Origin of the sequence: Streptomyces sp. NPDC056600 (assembly GCF_042792855.1) — a bacterium.
GTDB lineage: Bacteria > Actinomycetota > Actinomycetes > Streptomycetales > Streptomycetaceae > Streptomyces.
The window spans coordinates 31,670-52,824 of the sequence record NZ_JBHTVQ010000001.1 but is presented as its reverse complement, the minus strand read 5'-3'; the positions used below and the strand labels follow the sequence as shown (position 1 = coordinate 52,824).

Here is a 21,155-nt window from a genome sequence, read left to right as displayed (position 1 = left end):
CGTCTGCTGGGCCCGACCGGTTCCTGTCACATGGCGGCCTCCTCCTCGGGGAAGGCCCGGTGGACGAAGGAGGCGATGTGGTCGTGCAGGGCGCGGGCCGCGCCGTCCGCGTCGCCGGCCCGGGCCAGCCGCAGGATCTCCCGGTGCTCGGCGGCCTCCCGCTCCCAGGAGGGGATGGCGCCCCACACCACCGCGGAGACGAGCGCGGCCTGGTCGCGGACCTCGTCGAGCATCCGGGCGAGCAGCGGGTTTCCGCAGGGCACGTACAGGGCGCGGTGGAACTCCCGGTTGGCGAGGCTGCGTTGGGCGTTGTCCTCGGCCTCGTCGGCCCGCACCAGCGCGTCCGCCGCGACGTCCAGGGACGCCTGGCGGGCGATGGTGCGCCGCAGCGCCTCCGGCTCGAGCAGCAGGCGGACGTCGTACACCTGGTGGGCCATGGCCGCGTCCACCTCGCGCACGGTGACGCCCTTGTACTGGCTCATCACCACGAGCCCGGTTCCGGCCAGCGTCTTGAGCGCCTCGCGCACCGGCGTCTTGGACACCCCGAACCGTGCGGCGAGCTCGGCCTCCACCAGCGCCTGACCGGGCACGAGCTGCCCGGTCAGGATGCCGTGCTTGATCGCGTCCAGCACGTACTGGGTGCGCGAGGGGATGGGAGCGGGGGCGGCGAAGGCCATGGGCTCTCTTTCGTATCCGACGTATCGCGTCTCATATATGACGTACGAAGTACGACGCGACGAAGCTAGGGCCGTGGCTGTGTTTCGTCAACGCTTCGGACGAGGAAATCCCGTGTTGCCAAGGGGAGTTGTGCCGCACGGGGTGCCCGTAGGATGTCGGGATGCACCCGCCGGCCTGGAAGAACCACCGCGTCCTGGTCGCCGTGTGGGCGGTGTTGTGCGGGGCGAGTCTTGTCGTCACCCTCGCACTCGAAGCCTCCCCGGCACCGGTCCCGGCGCCCGCCTCGCGGGAGCCCGGGGGACCTGTCAGCGCCGACTGTGCCGCGTACGTCGCGGACGTCGAGAGGACACTGGCCGAGGCAAGGCAGGAGGGCCGGGCGGTGGACGTGCAGAACTTCACGCGGGCCGAGTCCGGTGCCGAGGACTGCGACGCCGCCGTCCGCGACCACATGGCCGGCCGGCGATGACCCCGGCTGCGTGGCGACCCGCCAGGCAGCCGGGGTGTGCGGCGTGGACCGGCCTCGTCGGGCCCGCGGCGGGCGGCGACGGGCACTCCGGCCGCGTGAGAGCGCGCGGGGCCGGGCGGCGGCGCGCGGGGCCGGGTGACGCCGGGCTCACGGTAGTCGGGCCCAGGGGCGACGGCCGGGCTCCGGGACGGCGGTCGTATTCAATGGCGGCGATCGGGCTCCGGAACGGCGATCGGACGCAAGGCCGGGGCCGGCGCCCCGGGGCCCGGGGCGCCGGCGGGCTACGCGTCGGGTCGGCCGAGTTCGGCGAGCTGTTCCGTGACGACCCGCAGGTCGGGGTCGGAGGCGAGCCCCGCGTGGTAGAGGCGCAGTTCCGTGGCGCCCAGCGAGGCCGCGTGGGCGGCGTCCGCGGCGAGCGTGCCCGGGCTCCCGCCCATGCCGGAGACCACCGTGAGGTTCGCCGCCAGCACGGTGCCCGCCCGCCGGTGCGGCGCGAAGGGGCCGAGGACCGCCTCCCGGGCCGCGGCGCTCCCCGTGCAGGGCAGGACGACACCGTCCGCGAGGCCCAGTACGTGCCCCGCGTCGACCCCCGCGTTGGCCCCGCAGCGGTACGGCGCCGGGTCGGCGTGCAGCAGGACCCGGAAGCCGGGCGGCGCTGCGGCCCGCACCGCCTCGACGGCGGCCTCCTGCAGGGCGCGCGCGGCCTGGACGCGCCAGGCGAGGGTCGCCGCGGCCGGGCCGGAGCCGAGCAGCCTCTCCACGGCGGGCCATCCGGTGGCCTGCGAACCGCCCACCGCCCACACGGGTTCCAGGGCGCGCCGCACGTGCGCCGCCAGTTCACGGGCGTCCCACCCCTGGCCGGCGTACCCGTCACGGCAGTCGGGGCAGAAGCACAGCGACATCAGGTACTGGGTCGCGTCGCCGAGCACCACCCCGCCGGCCTTGTCGTGGGCGTGCAGATGCGCGAAGCCGTACCAGCCGCAGGACTCCAGTTCGGTGCCCGCCGCACCGGGACGGACGGCCGCCTCCGCGGCGAGGGAGGCGAGGTACTCGCGCACCGCGGGCCGGGCGATGCACGGGGCCCACGGGTAGCGGTCCCCGTAGGCGTTGACCACGCCGATGTCCGGATGTTCGGCACCCAGCCGGGAGTTGTGGGCGAGCACCACCCAACTGTGCACCTCCAGACCGGCGTCGGCGAGCGCCGCGGCGGCCTGCCCGAAGGGGTCCTTCCCGGCCGGCGCCCACTCGCCCGCCGGGTAGGGCCGCAGTTCACGGCCGTCCCAGCGGCCGGCGTCGGGCGGGTAGAGCACCGCGGCGTGCTCGGCGGTGACGATCCGGTGGGCGGGATGCCGGGGCGTCACCGCGCGCGTGGAGTGGTAGGCGGAGGCGAGCGTCACCCGCCGCACGCCGATCGCGGCGGTGCGGGCGGCGGCCTTGGGGTCGCCGACGACGTCCCAGGGGTACAGGAAGGCGGAGGCCCTCACGCCGCACCCCCTTCGGACAGCAGCGCGTACCCGCGCTCGACGATGCGGCCGAGTTCCTCGACGTGTCCGGCGGCCGGTTCGCTCAGCGGCGGACGCACCTCGCCGACCTTCCCGCCGCGCAGCCGCACGCCCGCCTTGACGAGGGAGACGGCGTAGCCGCGTCCCCGGGAGCGCAGTTCGACCAGGGGGCGGTAGAAGCCGTCGATGAGGCGGTCGGCGGTCGCGTCGTCGCCGGTGGTGAGCGCCCGGTGGAAGGCGACGGCGACCTCCGGGGCGAAGCAGAAGGCCGCGGAGGAGTAGAGCGTGACGCCGACGCCCCGGTAGGCAAGCGCGGTGAGCTCGGCCGTGGGAAGCCCGTTGAAGTAGAGGAAGTCGGAGCCGGGCAGTTCGGTGCGCACGGCACTGACGATCCGCTGCACCAGGTCGAGGTCGCCGAGGCCGTCCTTCAGGCCGACGATCCGCGGGTGGCGGGCCAGCCGGGCCACCGTATCCGGGGCGAACACCGCGTTGTCGCGCTGGTAGACGATGACGTCGAGGCCGGTGGAGTCCGCGAGGGCGGTGTAGTGCGCCAGCAGCCCCTCCTGGTCCGCGACGACCAGGTACGGGGGCATGGCGAGCAGTCCGTCGGCGCCCGCCTCCTCGGCGGCGCGGGCGTACTGGACGGCGAGCGCGGTGCCGTAGCCGGCGCCCGCGAAGACCGGCACCCGCCCCGCCGCCTCGGCCACCGCGGCGGCGACGCAGAGCCGGAACTCCTCGAGCGTCAGGGCGTGGAACTCGCCGGTGCCGCAGCACGCGAAGACGGCCGCGGCGCCTGCGTCGACGCCGTCGCGCACGTGCGCGCGCAACGCGTCGGTGTCGACGGACCCGTCGGGCCCGTACGCGGTGACGGGGAAGAACAGCACGCCGTCGAGCCGGGCACTGAGCGGGGGTGAGGTCGTGGTCACGGGACTCCCTGGACTGCGGACGGCGACGCGCCGGTGTGCAGGTGAAGCGCGTACGTGCGGGGTGGTCATGAATCTGACTGGCGTTTACATTTCTGAACGCTGGTCACGCTAGGGCAGCCGCCAATCCCGGTCAAGACGCGTAAGGACACACTTGACGCCGCGTCGGACACCTCCTTAGCGTGCGCACGAACCTGAACACCGTCCACGGATGCGGATCCGATCCCAGCCGCACCATCCGCTCCCGTCCGCCCCCCGTCCGTCAGACCCGAGGAGAAACGCCATGCCCGCTCCCCGCACCCTTCTGCTCACCGGCGCCGCGGGCGGACTCGGCACCCTGATGCGGGAGTTGCTCCCCTCCTACGGGTACAGCCTGCGGCTGTTCGACGTCATGCCCGTGGAGGGGGCGCGGGACACCGAGGAGGTGATCACCGCGGACCTGGCCGACCGGGCGGCGCTGCGCGAGGCGGTGCGCGGCGTGGACGCCGTCCTCCACCTCGCGGGCATCTCGCTGGAGGCGTCCTTCGAGAAGATCCTGCGCGCCAACATCGAGGGCACCTACCACCTCTACGAGGCGGTCCGCGAGGAGGGTGTCGGGCGCGTCGTCCTCGCCTCCAGCAACCACGCCGTCGGCTACACCCCCGCTCCGGCCGAGGGCGAACCGCTGATCCCGGTGGACACCCCGCGCCGCCCCGACACCTTCTACGGTCTCTCCAAGGCGTTCGACGAGGACCTGGCGCAGCTCTACTGGGACCGGCACGGCCTGGAGACGGTGTCCGTCCGCATCGGCTCCTGCTTCCCCGAGCCCACGACGGTGCGGATGCTGTCGATCTGGATGAGCCCGGCCGACGCCGCACGGCTCTTCCACGCGGCGCTGACCGCCGAGGACGTCGGTCACACCGTCGTCTACGGAAGTTCCGCCAACACCCGTCTGTGGTGGGACCTCTCCTCGGCGCGGGCGCTCGGGTACGAGCCGCGGGACGACTCCGAGCCGTACGCGGCGAAGCTCATCGCCGAGCAGGGCGAGCTCGACCGCTCCAGGCCCGAACAGGGCCTGCTCGGCGGGCACTTCACCACCAACCCGCCGATCTGGCCGCACTGACCCCCGCCCACGCCCCGCGACACCGCCCGCACCCCGCGAGCGTCGCCCGCGCCACGCGAGCGCCGCGCCGCCCCTCCCCGGCCTCGGGCCCCGTCGCGGGGCGTTCCGTCATCCCGTGCGGGGCGCCCCCGTCGAGGCGCGGACGACGAGCTCGGCGGCGACCTCGGCCACCCTCCCGGGCGGCGGCTTCTCCGTGCCCAGCGCCAGCCGTCCCGCCCGCGCACCCGCCTCCTGAAGCGGCAGCCGCACGGTCGTCAGGGCGGGCACGGCGTCCGCGCTGAACGGCAGGTCGTCGAAGCCGGCCACCGAGACGTCCTCCGGCACCCGTAGTCCCGCCTCGCGCAGGGCGACGCAGACACCGAGGGCCACCGTGTCGTTGGCCGCGACGACCGCCGTCAGGCCGGGCTCGCGCCGCAGCAGCTCCCGCGCGGCCTCGTAGCCGGTCCGCCGGTCGTAGGGGCCGTGCACGGTGAGCCCCTGACCGGCCGGGTCGCCGCCGAGGCCCGCGGCGGCCAGCGCCTCGCGGTGTCCTTCCAGCCGGTGGCGCGTGGTGGTGCGCTCGGCCGGACCCGCGGCGTAGCCGATGCGCCGGTGGCCGAGCTCCAGCAGGTGCCCGGTGAGGGCCCGGCCGCCGCCCCGGTTGTCGAACGGGAGCGCGGCGAGGACGGCGTCGGGGTGCGCGGTCAGCGGCGGCCGGCCGCACAGCACGACGCGGGTCCCCGCCTCCGCCAGCCGCGCCAGTTTCGCCGCGACCGCCGCCGCGTGGGCCGGGTCGTCGACGGTGTCGCCGGTGAGCACGACGGCCGCGGCGCGCTGGCGCTGCAGGAGGGTGAGGTAGGTCAGTTCGCGGTCCGGGGCGCCGCCGGTGTTGCAGACGACAGCGAGTTTCTCGCCGCCCGCCCGGCCGGTTCCGTCGCCGTCCCGGCACCCCATCTCGGCCTGGGCGGCCGAGGCCATGATGCCGAAGAACGGGTCGGCGATGTCGTTGACGAGGATGCCGACCAGGTCCGAGGTCGAGGCCGCCAGGGCGCTCGCCGGGCCGTTGAGCACGTAGTCCAGCTCGTCCACCGCGCGCAGCACGCGTTCCCTGGTCGCGGCGGCCACGGGGTAGTTGCCGTTGAGCACGCGGGAGACCGTGGCGGGCGAGACCTTGGCGCGGTTCGCCACATCCGACAAGGTCACTGACATGAGGGCCCTCCAGGCGCCGGCGGGTCGTGGGGGACGACGGGGAGCGGGCCGGCGCGCCGCCCCGCCCGGCCCTGGGCGATGGTCCCATCCTCACCGCCCGCGGCGCGGCACGAGGCGCCCGATCCGAGCCAGGTGACCGCGACGGTCTGTACGTGGGCGCGCGCGGTCGCTAGCGTACGTCGTAGAAAGCGCTTTCTACGCGCGCTTTCCGTGGTGCCCGTCACCGGCTCCACGCGTGCCCGCAGCCCGGCACCGGGTGGCTCGCGGAGGGCGGCCCGGCCGTCCCGGTCACGGGTTCTCGGCACCCCGGGCCCGGCGCCCCGAGCACCAGGGCCCTCAGAACGCGGGGCTCCGGCCCCCCGGCGCTCCGGACCACCCGACTCCCTCAACAGCGCAACACCGCAGCACCCCAGCACCAAGCACCAAGCACCAAGGCCACGGTGCATCGGCCGACCGACTACCCGGCCACCCGGCGCCTCGGCCCCCGGCGCCCCGCCACCCGGGTCCGCCGGCGGATCGGCGCCCCGGTGACGTGAACCGCCCGTCTCACAACGGGCCCGCTCCACAACCGGCCCGCCCCACAACGGGCCCGCCCGACAACGGAGGAGAGCACATGACACGCAGAACGGTGCGCATCGCGATGAACGGCGTCACCGGGCGGATGGGATACCGCCAGCACCTGGTCCGCTCGATCCTCGCCCTGCGCGAGGAGGGCGGCCTCGCCCTCGGCGACGGCACGGTGCTGTGGCCCGAGCCGGTCCTGGTCGGCCGCCGGGAGCACGCGTTGCGCGAGATCGCCGACCGGCACGGCCTGACCGAGTGGTCCACCGACCTCGACGCCGTGCTCGCCGACCCGACCGTCGACGTCTACTTCGACGCGCAGATCACCACCGCCCGCGTCGACGCCGTCCGCCGGGCGATCGCCGCCGGCAAGCACCTGTACGTGGAGAAGCCCACCGCCACCTCGCTGGAGGGCGCGTTGGAACTGGCCCGGCTGGCGCGCGACGCCGGCATCAGGCACGGCGTCGTCCAGGACAAGATCTTCCTGCCGGGCCTGCTGAAGCTGAAGCGGCTCGTCGACGGTGGCTTCTTCGGCGAGATCCTGTCGGTCCGCGGGGAGTTCGGCTACTGGGTCTTCGAGGGCGACTGGCAGCAGGCGCAGCGCCCGAGCTGGAACTACCGGGCCGAGGACGGCGGCGGGATCGTCTCCGACATGTTCCCGCACTGGGAGTACGTGCTGCACGAACTGTTCGGCCGGGTCACCTCGGTGCAGGCCCTCGCCACCACACACCTCCCGCGCCGCTGGGACGAGAGCGGCAAGCCCTACCCGGCGACCGCCGACGACGCCGCGTACGGCGTCTTCCAGCTGGAGGGCGGGGCCGTCGCCCAGATCAACTCCTCCTGGGCGGTGCGGGTCCACCGCGACGAGCTGGTCGAGTTCCAGGTCGACGGCACGCACGGCTCCGCCGTCGCGGGGCTGCGCGGCTGCCGCGTCCAGCACCGCTCCGCCACGCCCAAGCCGGTGTGGAACCCGGACCTGCCGGTCACCGAGTCCTTCCGCGACCAGTGGCAGGAGGTGCCGGACAACCTGCCGCCGGGGGCGTCGTTCGAGAACGGCTTCAAGGCCCAGTGGGAGCTGTTCCTGCGCCACGTGGTGCTCGACGAGCCGTACGCCTGGGACCTGCTGGCGGGCGCACGTGGCGTGCAGCTCGCCGAACTCGGCCTGCGTTCCTCTGCCGAGGGCCGCCGCCTCGACGTTCCGGAGCTGACCCTGTGACGATCACTCTGCCCCGCCCGGACGGCGGGACCACCCCTTACACGCCCCGCACCGCGCCCGCGGACCTCTCGGCCGGCGGCGCACCGCTACTCTCCCGCACCGTCCTCGCGGCGGCCCACGTGGTCGCCGACCCGTACGCCGACACCACTCCGGACAGCCCGGCCGCCGTGGACTGGGACGCCACCCTCGCCTTCCGCCGTCACCTGTGGGCGCACGGCCTGGGCGTCGCCGAGGCCATGGACACCGCGCAGCGCGGCATGGGCCTGGACTGGGCGGGCGCCCGGGAGCTGATCCGCCGCAGCGCCGCCGAGGCGCGGGCGGTCGGCGGCCACGTCGCCTGCGGCGTGGGCACCGACCAGCTCGCCGCCCCCGGCGCGTCGCCGCACCTCGGCCTCGCCGACGTGCGGGCCGCGTACGAGGAGCAGTTGGCGGTCGTCGAGGAGGCGGGGGCGCAGGCGGTCCTGATGGCGTCGCGGGCGCTGGCCGCCGTGGCGAAGGGCCCGGACGACTACCTGGAGGTGTACGAGGCGCTGCTGCGGCAGGCGTCGGAACCGGTGGTGCTGCACTGGCTCGGCCCGATGTTCGACCCGGCCCTGGAGGGCTACTGGTCGGGCGGCGACGACCTGGACGCGGCCACCGACGCCTTCCTGGAGGTGGTCGCCGCGCACCCGGACAAGGTCGACGGCGTCAAGGTCTCGCTGCTGGACGCCGGGCGGGAGGTCGCGCTGCGGCGGCGGCTGCCGGACGGGGTGCGCTGCTACACCGGCGACGACTTCCACTACCCGGAGCTGATCGCGGGCGACGAACGGGGCTTCAGCCACGCTCTGCTCGGCGTCTTCGACCCGCTGGCGCCGCTGGCCGCGCGGGCGGTGCGGATCCTGGACACCGGTGACACGGCGGGTTTCCGGGCCGTCCTCGACCCGACGGTGGAGCTGGCCCGGCACCTGTTCGCCGCGCCCACCCGCTTCTACAAGACGGGCGTGGTGTTCCTGGCCTGGCTCGCGGGTCACCAGGACCACTTCACGATGGTCGGCGGGCTGCAGTCGGCCCGCTCGCTCCCGCATCTGGCGCGCGCGTACGAACTCGCGGACCGGCTGGGCCTGTTCCCGGACCCTGCGCTCGCCGAGACCCGCATGCGGAACCTCCTCGCGGTGTACGGGGTGGACCGATGACCGCCCCGGGTACGAACACGGACGCCGTCCTCTCCCGGTTCAGTCTCAACCAGGAGACCGTCAAGCAGTGGTCCCTGCCCGAACTGGCGGAGGGCTGCCGCAAGGCGGGCGTGACGCGGGTCGGCCTGTGGCGCGCCCCCGTCCAGGAGTACGGCGTGGAGCGGGCGGCGCGGCTGGTGAGGGAGGCGGGACTGACCGTCACCAGCCTGTGCCGCGGCGGCTTCCTCACCGCGACCGACCCGGGCGCGCGCGCCGCCGCCCTGGACGACAACCGGGCCGCGATCGACGAGGCGGCCGCTCTCGCCACGTCCACCCTGGTGCTGGTCTCGGGCGGACTGCCCGCCGGGGACCGCGACCTGCGCGGGGCCCGCGAGCGGATCGCGGACGCGCTGCACGAACTGGCCCCGTACGCCCGCGAACGCGGGGTGCGCCTGGCGGTCGAGCCGCTGCACCCGATGTTCGCCTCGGACCGCTGCGTGGTCTCCACCCTGGGCCAGGCGCTGGACCTCGCCGAGCGCTTCCCCGTCGAGGAGGTGGGCGTGGTCGTCGACGCGTACCACGTCTGGTGGGACGACACGGTCGCCGAACGGATCCAGCGGGCGGGAGCGGCCGGTCCGGACGGCGGCCGGATCGCCGCCTTCCAGGTCGCCGACTGGGTGACCCCGCTGCCCGCCGGCGTGCTCCTCGGCCGCGGCCAACTCGGCGACGGCAGCGCGGACCTGCGCGGCCTGCGCGAGCTGGTCGACGCCTCCGGCTACGCCGGGCCGATCGAGGTGGAGATCTTCAACGAGGGGCTGTGGGCCCGGGAGGGCGCGGAGGTGCTCGCGGAGGTGGTGGACCGGTACGCGGTCCACGTGCTCTGACGGCCGCGCGCACGGACAACGGCGCGACCGCGCGCGTCACGTATGCGGCGCCCCATCGGTTCGAAACATTCGAGCCAATTCTTCCCGGCCGGCGCCGCATACGGCCACTCCTTCAGACCTCGCGCGAGCCGCTTGCCATATACAGCGCCCTCACCAGCAACTTTGCTACGGGAGCGGCCACTTGAAGGATCCGAAGCTTTCGAAATCCACGCCGAAAGCGTTGACAATCCCGGCGCGCGACGGTTCACACTGTCGGTGGTCCGGTGCGGCGCAGCCACGTGCGGCGCCCTCGCCGGGCCACTCCTCCGCGCCGGGCCATCGGTCCCGGCTGCCCTCCTTCGGAGAAAGGGACAACCCCCATGCGTCTCACACGTGTTCCCGCAAGCAGTCCCAGGTCACGGCCCTCCACATCGCGGCTCCGCTCCGCGGCGGGCGCGCTCGTCGCGATCGCCCTGGCCGCGGCGGCCACCACCACGCTCGCCGCCGGTTCCTCCCAGGCGGCCCCCGAGCGGGCAGCCGCCTGCAACGGCTACGTCGGCCTCACCTTCGACGACGGGCCCTCCAACCAGACGCCCGCGCTCCTCAACGCCCTGAAGCAGAACGGCTTACGGGCGACCATGTTCAACCAGGGCAACTACGCCGCGTCCTACAGCTCCCAGGTCCGCGCCCAGGTCGACGCCGGCATGTGGGTCGCCAACCACAGCTGGGACCACCCGCACATGACCCAGCTGTCCCAGTCGGACATGGACTCGCAGATCTCGCGGACCCAGCAGGCGATCGCCAACGCCGGCGGCGGCACCCCGAAGCTGTTCCGGCCGCCCTACGGCGAGACCAACGCGACCCTCAAGTCGGTGGAGGCCAAGTACGGCCTGACCGAGGTCCTCTGGGACGTCGACTCGCAGGACTGGAACAACGCGAGCACGGACGCCATCGTCCAGGCGGCGGGCCGGCTGACCAACGGGCAGGTCATCCTGATGCACGACTGGCCGGCCAACACCCTCGCGGCCATCCCGCGGATCGCGCAGACCCTGTCGAGCAAGGGCCTGTGCTCCGGCATGATCTCCCCGTCGACCGGCCGCGCCGTGGCCCCCGACGGGTCGGGCGGCGGCACGACCCCGCCCCCCGGCGGCGGCACCACGCCTCCCCCGAGCGGCAACTGCACCGCGACGCTGTCGGCCGGCTCCTCGTGGAGCGACCGGTACAACCTCAACGTCTCGGTCTCGGGCTCGAACACGTGGAAGGTGACCGTGCGGGTGCCGTCCCCGGAGAGGGTCGCCACCACCTGGAACGTCAACGCCACCTACCCCGACGCGCAGACCCTGGTGGCCACCCCCAACGGCAGCGGCAACAACTGGGGCATGACGATCATGAAGAACGGCAGCAGCACCTGGCCGACGGTCTCCTGCAGCACGAGCTGACCGGCGCCCGGCCCCGGTCCGGGCGGCGCGGTGACCCCGGTCACCGCGCCGCTCGGGCCGTGCGGTGCCGCCCGCCCGAGGCCCGGACGGGCTCAGCCCTCGCACATCCCGAAGTCCTCCAGGCCCGTCCAGGGCAGCGACCGCCACTCGCCGCTCCCCCAGGCCGCGACCTCCTGACGGCCGACGCTCACACCGCCGTCCCGCTGGCGCCCCACGTACTCGGAGCGCGCCCCGTCGCCGCCGGACTGGAACACGTGCAGTTCGGCACGGCCGTCATGGTCGCCGTCGGCCGTGCGTACCCCCTCCACGAAGGAGTCGTACGGCATGCGGACCGGGCCGGTGCGGCTGCCGCTCAGGTCACGGGCCAGGGGTCCGTAGCGCACCTCGTGCGCGGGCATGACGCTGTTCGGCGAGTCGCCGGTGTCCCGTTGGCTGGAGAAGAGCGCCAGGTCGAGGTAGCCGTCGCCGTCGAAGTCGCCGAACGCCCCGCGGGTCGCCATGCCCGTGCGCAGCGCACCCCTGAGCTTCTGCCAGAAGCCGCGGGCCTCGTCCACGGTGACCAGTGTGTCCCGGTCGCTGTCGCCCTCGGTGAAGACGACGGCTGCTCTTCCGTCCGCCCCGCCGTCGACCACCCGGTCCTCCCGGCCGTCCGCGTCCACGTCCGCGTGGACGGCCGTCCCGTCCCAGCAGACCCGCGACGGCGGGTGGTCACCGGGCCGGGGTCCGACCAGCAGCACGGCCTCCGACGCCACCACCAGCACCGCGCCCACGGCAAGGGCACGGCGCGAGCGCGGTACACGGGTCCGCCGGCGCGGAGCCGGCCCCGTGCCGGCGGTCGTACGGGGGTGCACCTCGCCGTCGGGTCGCATGGCGGAACCCTAGAGGCACAGCGCCGTCCCCGACAGCGACTTCCGCCGGTCCGGGCCGGACCGGGCCGGGGCCGGGAGAGGGGCCGGGCCAGGAAGGGGGCGAGCCGGTCGCCGCCGGGGACGGTGACGTCGCGCGCGACCGGCTCGCGGTCCTACGTCAGGACCGTTCCCGCTTCAGGTGCCGGTCGAAGAACCGGCAGCCGTCCTCCAGCTCGAAGTACGGGGTGCCGGTGTGCCCCCCGGGATTCGCGTGCAGCGTCTTCTCCTCGCTGCCGAAGGCGTCGAACAGGTCCAGGGCCCGCTGCCGGGGGTTGCCCTCGTCGTCCCACTGCAGCAGGAACAGCAGCGGGACGGTGACCTGGCGGGCCTCCTCACGCTGGGCGCGGGGCACGTAGCCCCCGGCGAAGAAGCCCGCGGCCGCGATGCGCGGCTCGGTCACCGCCAGCCGGATGCCGAGGGCGGCCCATCCGCCGGAGTACCCGACCGGGCCGGTGATGCCCGGCAGTTCGAGGAGGGCGTCGAGCGCGGTCCGCCATTCGGGCGCCGCGGTCTCGACCAGCGGACCGATGAAGGACTCGAAGATCTCGTCGACCGGCTCGCCGGCCCGCATCGCCCGCCGCAGCTCTGCACGGGCCTGATCCTGGGCGGCGGTGCGGGGACGGTCACCGCACCCGGCGGCGTCGATACTCGCCACCGCGTACCCGCGCGCCGCCGTGTACCGGGCCCGGGCCGCCAGCCGGGCATCGGCCCTGGGCAGGCCGTTGTTGTGGGCCATCAGGACCAGCGGGGCCGGCGCGGAGCCGGTCGCGGCGCCGGGCGTCCAGAGGGTGCCGGGAATCTCGCCGAGGGTGAATTCACGCTCGAGGACGCCGTCGTCGAGGTGCTGTGCGGAAGTGAAGCGCACGGTCGTGCCTTTCGGGAGTGCTCGTGGAAACGGCGCTCCCGGACGACCTATCGCCCGGCCGTGACCCCGGAGGGGAGCACCCATGTCGATACAGCGTTCACGGGTACCACCTCCTCGTTCTCTCGCACGGCCTCCGCGAGGGTAGCAACCGCCCGCCGGCTCACGCCGGCGCGTTTCCGCCCCGAAGAAGATCCACTGTGAACTGGCGCTCGGATACGCACAGTTGAGAGAATGCCCGAGCCGGTGGCCGACTCGAACGGCGACGGGCACCGTCACGCCGACAGGAGGGGACAGTTCATGGACGACATCTTCGGGGACTTCGTCGAGGAGATCGTGGAGGAGACGGCCGAGGAGATCGCCGAGGAGGCGGTCGAAGGGGTGATCGACAGCCTCTTCGGCTGACGGTCCACCGGGCGGCCGACGGCACGGACCGTCGGCCGCACCCCGTCGCGGGGCGGACCGCACGCGCGACGCCCGGCCGGGCCGACCGCCGCGCCTGCCGTCACGATGCGCCGCCTCCGCGGCGACCGGACCACCCGGGAAGTGGTCCGCGCCGGGTAGCCTGACCGCCATGACGGCCGAGGACGAGGCGCTGGTCGGCGGAACGGCGAACGCCGGGGCGGTCTTCCGCCGTGACACGGTGGTCGACCGCCCCGCGCCGCGCAACGCACCCGCCCTGCACGCGTATCTCCGCGCGCTGAAGGACCACGGCTTCGACGCCGCGCCGACACCCGTCGCCCTCACCGCCGACGGCCGCGAGCAGTTGACCTTCCTCCCTGGTGACGTGGCCCTGCCACCGTTCCCGGAACGGGCGATGTCGAGGACCGTCCTTGCCTCGGTGGGCGCCCTGGTGCGACGCCTGCACGAGGCAGGCGCGGCCGTCGGGGTCGACCCCCGCGCCGAGTGGCCCCACGACCTGGCCGACCCGGAGGGCGGAACGGTGCTGTGCCACAACGACGTGTGCCCGGAGAATGTCGTCCTCCGGGAGGGCCGTGCGGCCGCGCTGATCGACTTCGACATGGCCGCTCCGGGCCGCCCGCTCTGGGACCTCGCGATGACCGCCCGGTACTGGGTGCCGATGCTCGATCCCACGTCGGCGGCCGCGTACTACCCCCGCGGCCTGGACGCGCCTGCACGGCTTCGGGTCCTCGCCGACGGCTACGGCCTCTCCCCGCGGGAGCGAGCCGAGCTGCCCGCCGTCGTCGAGCAGGCCACGAATGTCTGCCGGACCTTCGTGGCCCGCCGCGTGGCCGATGGTGACCGGGTCTTCGTCGAAGCGCTGGCGGAGCGCGGCGGCTGGGAGCGCTGGGACCGCCTCCAGGCCTGGCTGTCCGACCACCGCGAGACGTTCACGACCGCGTTGCTACGCTGACCGGGCCGCCTCGGGCCCCTGACGGAGGCGACCCCGGGGTCCCCGTCAGTAGCGGATCTCGACCGGGCGGGGGCCCTCCGCGTCGTGTTCCGGGGTCTCCGGCAGCCGCCGGGCCGTCCCGAGGGCGATGCGGTGTGCCGACCAGGCCGCCGCCGCGGCGTCGAGCACGTCGTCGACGGGGACGCGGTCCGCCTCGCCGATCGTGTCCGGGAGCACCAGGCCGGCCTCGGCCAGCCGGGCGCGCCGCAGGTTCTGACCGCGCCAGGTCTTCTTGGTGTGGGCGAGCGGCACCCCGCCGGCCAGCGCGCGGAAGGACAGTTCGGGGTGCACCTCGTGCAGCCGCTCGTCCCGCAGCCAGCACTCCCGCGCCTCCAGCAGCTTCGGCTTCAGCGCCCACGCCTGCTGGGTGAGCCGGTTGCCGGTGAGCTCCTGGCACCGGTCGGCGGCCGCGGTGTAGTGCTGCTCCTGCCACGCCGTCCTCGGCGCGGCGAGGAACAGGCTGTTGCGCCGCGGCCCGAGCAGCGCCCTGGCCGCGAGGTCCGCGGCGCGCCAGCCCTTCTCGACCAGGCCCAGCGGCATGTCCACCGCGACGGCGGCCACCTCGCCCGCGCGCTCGACCAGTCCCTCCAGGCGGAGGTCGACAAGACTGCCCGCGTACGCGCCGTCGGTGAGCACGACGCCCACCCATCCCTGCTTGCCGCAGGCGTCGACCCCGAGGACGTCCATCGCCCCTCCCCCTCACCACCGTGCCGTGCCTGCCGTGCGGCAACGTAGCAGTCACGCGCTCCGGGAGGGCGGCCCGGGCCGCGGCCGCCGGAGGTCGGGATGTCGGGATGTCCGGATGTCACATACGGGCGGGCTGCCTGGTCCTCCCGGGTGAAGGCACCTTCCCGACCCGGAGGCGATCACCATGGCCCGCATCTCGCTCGACCCGCCGCGCACCCTGCTGTACCGGATCGGTGAGTGGTACTCCCGGCGCACCTACGGCGCGGTCCTCGACCCCGTCCGGGCGATGGCCCACCACCGCCGGGTGACCCTGGCCGACATCCGTCTCGAGCTGTCGCTCGCCAGGTGGAACAAGCTCGACCCGCAGCTCAAGATCCTCGCCGTGATGGCCTCCTCCCACCTGATCGGCTGTTCCTGGTGCACCGACTTCGGGTACTGGGAGGCGCGCAACGAAGGGCTGCCGAGCGCCAAGCTGCACGCCGTGCCGTCCTGGCGCGAGCACCCCGAGGTGTTCACGGAGGCGGAGCGGGACGTCCTGGAGTACGCCGAGGCGATGTCGGCGACTCCCCCGGCCGTGACCGACGAGCTGGCGGCCCGGCTGCTCGAGCGGCTCGGCGAGCCGGCGTTCGTCGAGCTCACCGCGATGGTCGCGGTGGAGAACCTGCGCTCCCGGATGAACAGCGCCTTCGGCCTCACCGGTCAGGGCTTCGCGGACCGCTGCACGGTACCGTCGCGCACGTGACGGCGTTGGAGACCTTCCAGGAACACCGGCCGACGCTGTTCGGCATCGCCTACCGGATGCTGAGCAGCGTCGCCGACGCCGAGGACGTCCTGCAGGACGCCTGGCTGCGGTGGAGCGGCGTGGACACCGGCGTGGTCGAGCAGCCGCGCGCCTACCTCTGCCGGATCGTCACCAACCTCTGCATCACCCGCGCGCGGTCGGCCGCCGCCCGGCGGGAGTCGTACGTGGGTCCCTGGCTGCCCGAACCGCTGGTGACCGCGCCGGACGACGCCGGCGGCGGGGTCGAGCGGGCGGAGGCGGTCTCGCTGGCAATGCTGGTGGTGCTGGAGACGCTGTCGCCCCTCGAGCGGGCGGTATTCGTCCTCAAGGAGGTGTTCGGCTTCGGGTACCGCGAGATCGCCGGGATGCTGGAGCGCAGCGAGGCCTCGGTGCGCCAGGTCGGCAGCCGGGCCCGCGGCCACGTGCGGGACCGCCGGCCCCGTTACGACGCGCCCGCCGAGCTGCGGCGCAAGGTCACCGACGAGTTCCTCGCCGCCTGCCTCGGCGGGGACGTCAACCGGGTGATGGCCATGCTGGCCCCCGACGTGACCGCCTGGTCCGACGGCGGCGGAAAGGTCCGGGCCGCGCTGCGTCCGCTGCACGGGGCGGACAAGGTCGCCCGCTGGCTGACGGCGGTGATGGTCAAGCCTCTCCCTGACCCCGGCGTGCACCAGGTGCTGGTCAACGGCAGCCCGGCGCTGCTCATCAGCTCGGGCGACCGCCCGGACCTCGTCGCCTGCTGCGAGCTGGCCGAGGACGGCGCCGTCAGCGCGATCCGGCTCGTCCGCAACCCCGACAAGCTCGCGCACGTCCGGCTCCCGGGCCAGGCCTGACCCCGCGCCCGGAAGCGGATCGCCCACCCTCTCCACGGTCCACGACCACGTGTGCGATGTGACCCCCATCACGTTACCAGCGGTATCTGAAACAGCGCGTCGCAGGTAAATTGCGAGTACCGCGTACGAGAGCCGCAGAGCCGCGCGCCCGGTCAAACGCCGACGCCTCCAGCGGCGTTGCCTGTCCGTCCCTGCCCCCCCGGGGCTCCCGAGCGAGAGCGAGGCCTCCACGATGGAGCAGCAGCACGTCGACGTCCTGGTCGTCGGCGCCGGCATATCCGGCATCAGCGCCGCACACCACGTCCTGCGCGACAATCCCGACAGCTCGCTCCTCGTGCTGGAGCGCCGTGCACGCGTCGGCGGGACGTGGGACCTCTTCCGGTACCCCGGGATCCGGTCGGACTCCGACATGCCCACCTTCGGTTTCGGCTTCCGCCCCTGGCGCGACGCCCGCATCCTGGCCGACGGCGCGCGGATCCGGCAGTACGTCGAGGACGCCGCGGCCGACGCCGGCATCGTGGAGCGCATCCGCTTCGGCCGCCGCGCGATCAGCGCCGACTTCTCGCGTGACACGGGGCGTTGGAGCGTCGAGGTGGAGGACGAGGGCACCGGGGAACGCGAGTCGTACAGCGCCGGCTATATCGTCGGCGCGACCGGCTACTACGACTACGACCAGCCCTACCGCCCCGAGTTCCCCGGCGAGGCCGACTACCGGGGCGCCCTCGTCCACCCCCAGCAGTGGCCGGAGGACCTCGACCACAGCGGCAAGCACGTGGTCGTCATCGGCTCCGGCGCCACCGCCATCACGCTGCTGCCCGCGATGGCCGACACCGCCGCGAGCGTCACCATGCTGCAGCGTTCGCCCACCTACGTCCTGGCCCTGCCCGAGGTGGACCCGCTGACCGCGGTCCTGCAGAAGCTGCGCGCCCCCGCCGGGCTGACGTACAAGGCCGTGCGGGCCCGCAACATCGCTCTGCAGCGCGGGAGTTACGCCTTCTGCCGCAGGTTCCCCCGGCTGGCCCGCCGGACCCTGCTCGGTCTCGTCCGGGCCCAGGCCGGCAAGGGCGTCGACATGCGTCACTTCAGCCCCGCGTACAACCCCTGGGACCAGCGGCTGTGCGTCGTCCCCGGCGGCGACCTGTTCAAGGTGCTCAAGAGCGGCAAGGCGTCCGTCGCCACCGACCACATCGACACCTTCACCGCCGACGGCATCCGCCTGAAGTCGGGTGAGGAACTCCGGGCCGACATCGTCGTCGCCGCGACGGGCCTGAACGTCCGCCTGATGGGCGGCATGGACGTGACCGTCGACGGCGTCCCGGTGGACGTCAGGAACCGTGTCCTCTACAAGGCCGTCATGCTCGAGGGCGTACCCAACATGTCCCTCGTCATCGGCTACACCAATGCCTCCTGGACACTGAAGGCGGACCTCGCGGCCGACTGGACCGCCCGCCTGCTGGCGCACATGCGCCGGCACGGGCACGACATCGCCACACCGGTGGCCTCGGACGGCGACCGTTCGGAGTTCTCCGTCATGGGCGAGGCGCTGACCAGCGGCTACATCACCCGCGCCGACGCGGTCATGCCGCGCCAGGGCACCCGCGCCCCGTGGCGGCTGTGGAACAACTACTACCGCGACCGCGCCCTGCTCCGGGACGCCCCGATGGACGACGCGCCGCTGCGCTTCGAGAAGGCGGGCGCCCGGGAAGCGGCCCGCGCCGCCTGAGCCTCCAGCGGCACCTGAGCCGGCACCGGCGCCCCAGCAGCACCCGCACCACCGCACCACCGCACCGACGACCCGCCGCATCCCCCACCCGCCCCGCCCCCTAGGGCGGCCCGGCCGACAACCGAGGGACGAAGATGACCGCGAACCTGACCAGGAAGGCCTACGACGAGCGCCTGCGGACCTTGTCCGAGGGGTCCGTCAACGTCAACTTCAATCCGTTCACCGACATCGACTGGGACGACCCCGAGTTCGCCGTGGACGCGGGCGACCCCCGCTGGGTGCTCACCTCCGCGGACGCCCTGGGCGCCCACCCCTGGTACCGGGAGCAGCCGCTGGAGACCCAGATCCGCATCGGGATCTGGCGCTGGGCGGTCATCGCCAAGGTGGGGATGCAGTTCGAGAACCTGCTGATGCGCGGGGCACTGGACTACGTCTACCAACTGGGCAACCAGAACGAGGAGTTCCGGTATCTCACGCACGAGATCACCGAGGAGACCCACCACACGCAGATGTTCCAGGAGCTGGTCAACCGCACCGGTGTGGACACCGCGGGCGGCAAGCGCTGGTTCCGCCGGGTCAGCCGGGTCCTGCCGCTGCTCGGCTCGCTGTACCCCGAGGCGTTCTTCACCGGCATCCTGGCCGGCGAGGAGCCCATCGACCACCTGCAGAAGGGCGCCCTGCGCAGCGGGGAGCCGGTGCACCCCCTCCCGCAGCGGATCATGCAGATCCACATCGCCGAGGAGGCCCGGCACATCTCCTTCGCCCACGAGTTCCTGCGGCTGCGCGTCCCGCGCTTCGGCAAGGCCCGTCGCGGCGCCCTCTCGGTCCTCTTCCCGCTGATCATGCGCGTCCTGTGCGACGTCATCATGATCCCCGACAAGAAGTCCGCCGCGCTGGCCGGCATCCCGGACCGGGTGATCAGGGACGTCTTCTGGAAGTCCGAGGCCGGACGGAAGATGCTCCGGGAGCTCTTCTCCGACGTGCGGATGCTCGCCGAGGAGCTGGGCCTGATGAACAAGGTCTCCCGCCCGCTGTGGCGGGCCCTGCGCATCGACGGCCGCCCGGCCCGTTTCCGCGGCGAGCCGGCCCCGCTCACCGACTAGGCCGGTCCGGGCCGCCGGCCCCACCCCGGGGCGGCCCCCGCCCCGCCGCCGCGCCCGCACCGCCTCCCCCTGAACGCCCGAACGGAGACCCGCCCGCCGTGCCGTACGTCGTCACCCGATCCTGCTGCGCCGACGCCTCGTGCGTCCTGGCCTGCCCGGTCAACTGCATCCACCCCGCACCGGGCGAGCCCGGCTTCGCGACCGCCGAGATGCTGTACGTCGATCCGCGCACCTGTGTGGACTGCGGCGCCTGCACGACCGCCTGCCCGGTGGACGCGCTCAAGCCGCACACCGCTCTCGGCGCGGGAGAGTTGCCGTTCGTCGAGCTGAACGCCTCCTTCTACAGGGACAATCCGCACGCCGACCGCGCGCCCATGTACGTCGTGCCCCGGCAACGAACGCTCCCGGCGGGCGAGTTGTCCGTGGCCGTCGTGGGCGCCGGCCCGGCCGGCCTCTTCGCCGCCGACGAACTCCTGCGCCACCCGGGTGTCCGCGTGACCGTCCACGACCGGCTCCCCACCCCGTACGGTCTCGCGCGGGCCGGTGTCGCGCCGGACCACCAGGACACCAAGCAGGTCACCGAGCTCTTCCGGACCATCGAGTCCCAGCCCGGCTTCAGCTACCGCCTCGGAGTGGAGGTCGGCACCGACCTCGCCCACGCCGACCTGCTGCGCGCCCACCACGCGGTGATCTACGCGGTCGGCGCCGCGACCGACAGGCGCCTGGGCATCGAGGGCGAGGACCTGCCCGGCAGCGTCTCCGCCACGGACTTCGTCGCCTGGTACAACGGTCACCCCGACCACGCACGCGACGACCACCGTCTCGACACCGGACGCGCGGTCGTCGTCGGCAACGGCAACGTCTCCCTCGACGTCGCCCGCATCCTCACGGCCGACCCCGAGACCCTGGCCCGGACCGACATCTCCGACCACGCGCTCGCGGCGCTCCGGGACAGCAGGATCCGCGAGGTCGTCCTCCTCGGCCGGCGCGGGCCCGCCCAGGCCGCGTTCACCGTGCCCGAACTCATCGCGCTGTCCGCCCTCGAGGACGTCGACGTGAGCGTCGAGGGCTGGCCCGACGACCTGGAGCCCGACACCGACGAGAAGACCCGTCTGCTGTCCGAACTGGCCGCCCGCACACCGGTCGAGGGCCGCCGCCGCATCGTGCTGCGTTTCCTGGCCGGCCCGGTGCGGATCACCGGCGAGGGCCGGGTGCGGGCCCTGGAGATCACCTCGACCACGCTGCACACCGACGACGACGGCACCGTCCGGGCCCGGCCCACCGGGGAGACCGAGACCCTGGAGACCGGCCTGGTCCTGCGCGCCGTCGGCTACCGCGCCAGGCCCGTCCCCGGTCTGCCGTTCGACGAGGACAGCGCGACCGTCCCGCACCGGGCGGGCCGGGTCGAGCCCGGGGTCTACGTCGCGGGCTGGATCAAGCGCGGCCCGACCGGTTTCATCGGCACGAACAAGACCTGCGCCCACGAGACGGTCGAGTCCCTCCTCGACGACTTCGCCGCGGGCCGCCTCGCCCCGCCGGTGTCGGCCGCGACCGAGGCGCCGGACGCCCTGGACCTTGCGGCCTGGCGGGCGATCGACCGCGCGGAGCGCGCGGCGGGAGCGGCCCAGGGGCGCCCCCGCGTCAAGTTCACCGACAGCACGTCCCTGCGGCGCGCGGCCAAGGGCGTCGCGGCCGTGACCGTCTGACGGCATGCGGCGGTTCCGTCTCCGCCGACCGGGCACGGCCGGCGGAGAC

Annotated in this window: 20 protein-coding genes; 13 read left to right on the top strand and 7 right to left on the bottom strand. The window is 73.9% G+C overall.

Annotated elements, in window-relative coordinates:
- Nucleotides 1–26: 26 nt before the first annotated feature.
- On the bottom strand, nt 27–677 hold the full coding sequence (locus ACFRAV_RS00260) for a GntR family transcriptional regulator (RefSeq protein ID WP_382549890.1): 651 nt from the start codon (nt 675–677) through the stop codon (nt 27–29).
- A 161-nt stretch (nt 678–838) separates the two neighbouring features.
- Between ACFRAV_RS00260 and ACFRAV_RS00255 the strand changes: the two genes are divergently transcribed.
- A complete protein-coding gene (locus tag ACFRAV_RS00255) occupies nt 839–1,144 on the top strand; it encodes a hypothetical protein (protein WP_382549888.1) in 306 nt (101 codons plus the stop codon).
- Between the two features lie 281 nt (nt 1,145–1,425).
- On the opposite strand, the gene ACFRAV_RS00250 is transcribed toward ACFRAV_RS00255, so the two are convergent.
- Together ACFRAV_RS00250 and ACFRAV_RS00245 are read right to left on the bottom strand one after the other, a co-directional pair.
- A complete protein-coding gene (locus tag ACFRAV_RS00250; protein WP_382549887.1) occupies nt 1,426–2,628 on the bottom strand; it encodes a hypothetical protein in 1,203 nt (400 codons plus the stop codon).
- On the bottom strand, nt 2,625–3,572 hold the full coding sequence (locus ACFRAV_RS00245; protein WP_382549885.1) for a 5-dehydro-4-deoxyglucarate dehydratase: 948 nt from the start codon (nt 3,570–3,572) through the stop codon (nt 2,625–2,627). The genes ACFRAV_RS00250 and ACFRAV_RS00245 overlap by 4 nt, the downstream gene beginning before the upstream one ends.
- Nucleotides 3,573–3,852: 280 nt before the next feature.
- On the opposite strand from ACFRAV_RS00245, the gene ACFRAV_RS00240 reads away from it, so the two are divergent.
- Nucleotides 3,853–4,671 (top strand): NAD-dependent epimerase/dehydratase family protein, encoded by an 819-nt coding sequence (locus tag ACFRAV_RS00240; RefSeq protein WP_382549883.1) that lies wholly within the window; start codon nt 3,853–3,855, stop codon nt 4,669–4,671.
- Nucleotides 4,672–4,779: 108 nt separating this feature from the next.
- Here ACFRAV_RS00240 and ACFRAV_RS00235 read toward each other — a convergent pair whose 3' ends face one another.
- Nucleotides 4,780–5,859, bottom strand: a complete 1,080-nt coding sequence (locus ACFRAV_RS00235) for a LacI family DNA-binding transcriptional regulator (protein WP_382549881.1) — start codon at nt 5,857–5,859, stop codon at nt 4,780–4,782.
- A 613-nt stretch (nt 5,860–6,472) separates the two neighbouring features.
- On the opposite strand from ACFRAV_RS00235, the gene ACFRAV_RS00230 reads away from it, so the two are divergent.
- The 4 genes from ACFRAV_RS00230 (at nt 6,473) to ACFRAV_RS00215 (ending at nt 11,089) form a co-directional block, all read left to right on the top strand.
- On the top strand, nt 6,473–7,636 hold the full coding sequence (locus tag ACFRAV_RS00230) for a Gfo/Idh/MocA family protein (RefSeq protein WP_382549879.1): 1,164 nt from the start codon (nt 6,473–6,475) through the stop codon (nt 7,634–7,636).
- Nucleotides 7,633–8,808, top strand: a complete 1,176-nt coding sequence (locus ACFRAV_RS00225) for a dihydrodipicolinate synthase family protein (protein WP_382549877.1) — start codon at nt 7,633–7,635, stop codon at nt 8,806–8,808. The genes ACFRAV_RS00230 and ACFRAV_RS00225 overlap by 4 nt, the downstream gene beginning before the upstream one ends.
- On the top strand, nt 8,805–9,671 hold the full coding sequence (locus ACFRAV_RS00220) for a sugar phosphate isomerase/epimerase family protein (protein WP_382549875.1): 867 nt from the start codon (nt 8,805–8,807) through the stop codon (nt 9,669–9,671). The genes ACFRAV_RS00225 and ACFRAV_RS00220 overlap by 4 nt, the downstream gene beginning before the upstream one ends.
- Before the next feature lie 359 nt (nt 9,672–10,030).
- Entirely contained in the window at nt 10,031–11,089 is a 1,059-nt protein-coding gene (locus tag ACFRAV_RS00215; protein ID WP_382549873.1) for a polysaccharide deacetylase family protein, read from the top strand.
- Between the two features lie 92 nt (nt 11,090–11,181).
- Here ACFRAV_RS00215 and ACFRAV_RS00210 read toward each other — a convergent pair whose 3' ends face one another.
- Nucleotides 11,182–11,958, bottom strand: coding sequence for a hypothetical protein (locus ACFRAV_RS00210; protein ID WP_382549871.1), 777 nt, complete (start codon nt 11,956–11,958; stop codon nt 11,182–11,184).
- A gap of 157 nt (nt 11,959–12,115) precedes the next feature.
- Entirely contained in the window at nt 12,116–12,862 is a 747-nt protein-coding gene (locus ACFRAV_RS00205; protein WP_382549869.1) for an alpha/beta hydrolase, read from the bottom strand.
- 231 nt (nt 12,863–13,093) lie between these two features.
- On the opposite strand from ACFRAV_RS00205, the gene ACFRAV_RS00200 reads away from it, so the two are divergent.
- A complete protein-coding gene (locus tag ACFRAV_RS00200) occupies nt 13,094–13,264 on the top strand; it encodes a hypothetical protein (protein WP_382549867.1) in 171 nt (56 codons plus the stop codon).
- Between the two features lie 169 nt (nt 13,265–13,433).
- Nucleotides 13,434–14,234: a phosphotransferase gene (locus tag ACFRAV_RS00195; RefSeq protein ID WP_382549865.1), complete on the top strand. Its 801-nt coding sequence runs from the start codon at nt 13,434–13,436 to the stop codon at nt 14,232–14,234.
- Nucleotides 14,235–14,279: 45 nt separating this feature from the next.
- Here ACFRAV_RS00195 and ACFRAV_RS00190 read toward each other — a convergent pair whose 3' ends face one another.
- Nucleotides 14,280–14,960 (bottom strand): DUF429 domain-containing protein, encoded by a 681-nt coding sequence (locus ACFRAV_RS00190; protein ID WP_382549863.1) that lies wholly within the window; start codon nt 14,958–14,960, stop codon nt 14,280–14,282.
- Nucleotides 14,961–15,144: 184 nt separating this feature from the next.
- Here ACFRAV_RS00190 and ACFRAV_RS00185 point away from each other — a divergent pair, with 184 nt between their 5' ends.
- The 5 genes from ACFRAV_RS00185 (at nt 15,145) to ACFRAV_RS00165 (ending at nt 21,106) form a co-directional block, all read left to right on the top strand.
- Complete coding sequence (locus ACFRAV_RS00185; protein ID WP_382549861.1) at nt 15,145–15,702, top strand: carboxymuconolactone decarboxylase family protein; 558 nt, start codon at nt 15,145–15,147, stop codon at nt 15,700–15,702.
- Nucleotides 15,699–16,574, top strand: a complete 876-nt coding sequence (locus tag ACFRAV_RS00180) for an RNA polymerase sigma-70 factor (RefSeq protein WP_382549859.1) — start codon at nt 15,699–15,701, stop codon at nt 16,572–16,574. Before ACFRAV_RS00185 ends, ACFRAV_RS00180 begins: the two co-directional genes overlap by 4 nt.
- A gap of 232 nt (nt 16,575–16,806) precedes the next feature.
- Nucleotides 16,807–18,297 (top strand): flavin-containing monooxygenase, encoded by a 1,491-nt coding sequence (locus ACFRAV_RS00175; RefSeq protein WP_382549857.1) that lies wholly within the window; start codon nt 16,807–16,809, stop codon nt 18,295–18,297.
- Nucleotides 18,298–18,431: 134 nt separating this feature from the next.
- Nucleotides 18,432–19,400, top strand: coding sequence for a diiron oxygenase (locus ACFRAV_RS00170; RefSeq protein WP_382549855.1), 969 nt, complete (start codon nt 18,432–18,434; stop codon nt 19,398–19,400).
- Between the two features lie 98 nt (nt 19,401–19,498).
- Complete coding sequence (locus tag ACFRAV_RS00165; protein WP_382549853.1) at nt 19,499–21,106, top strand: FAD-dependent oxidoreductase; 1,608 nt, start codon at nt 19,499–19,501, stop codon at nt 21,104–21,106.
- The last annotated feature ends 49 nt before the right edge of the window (nt 21,107–21,155 follow it).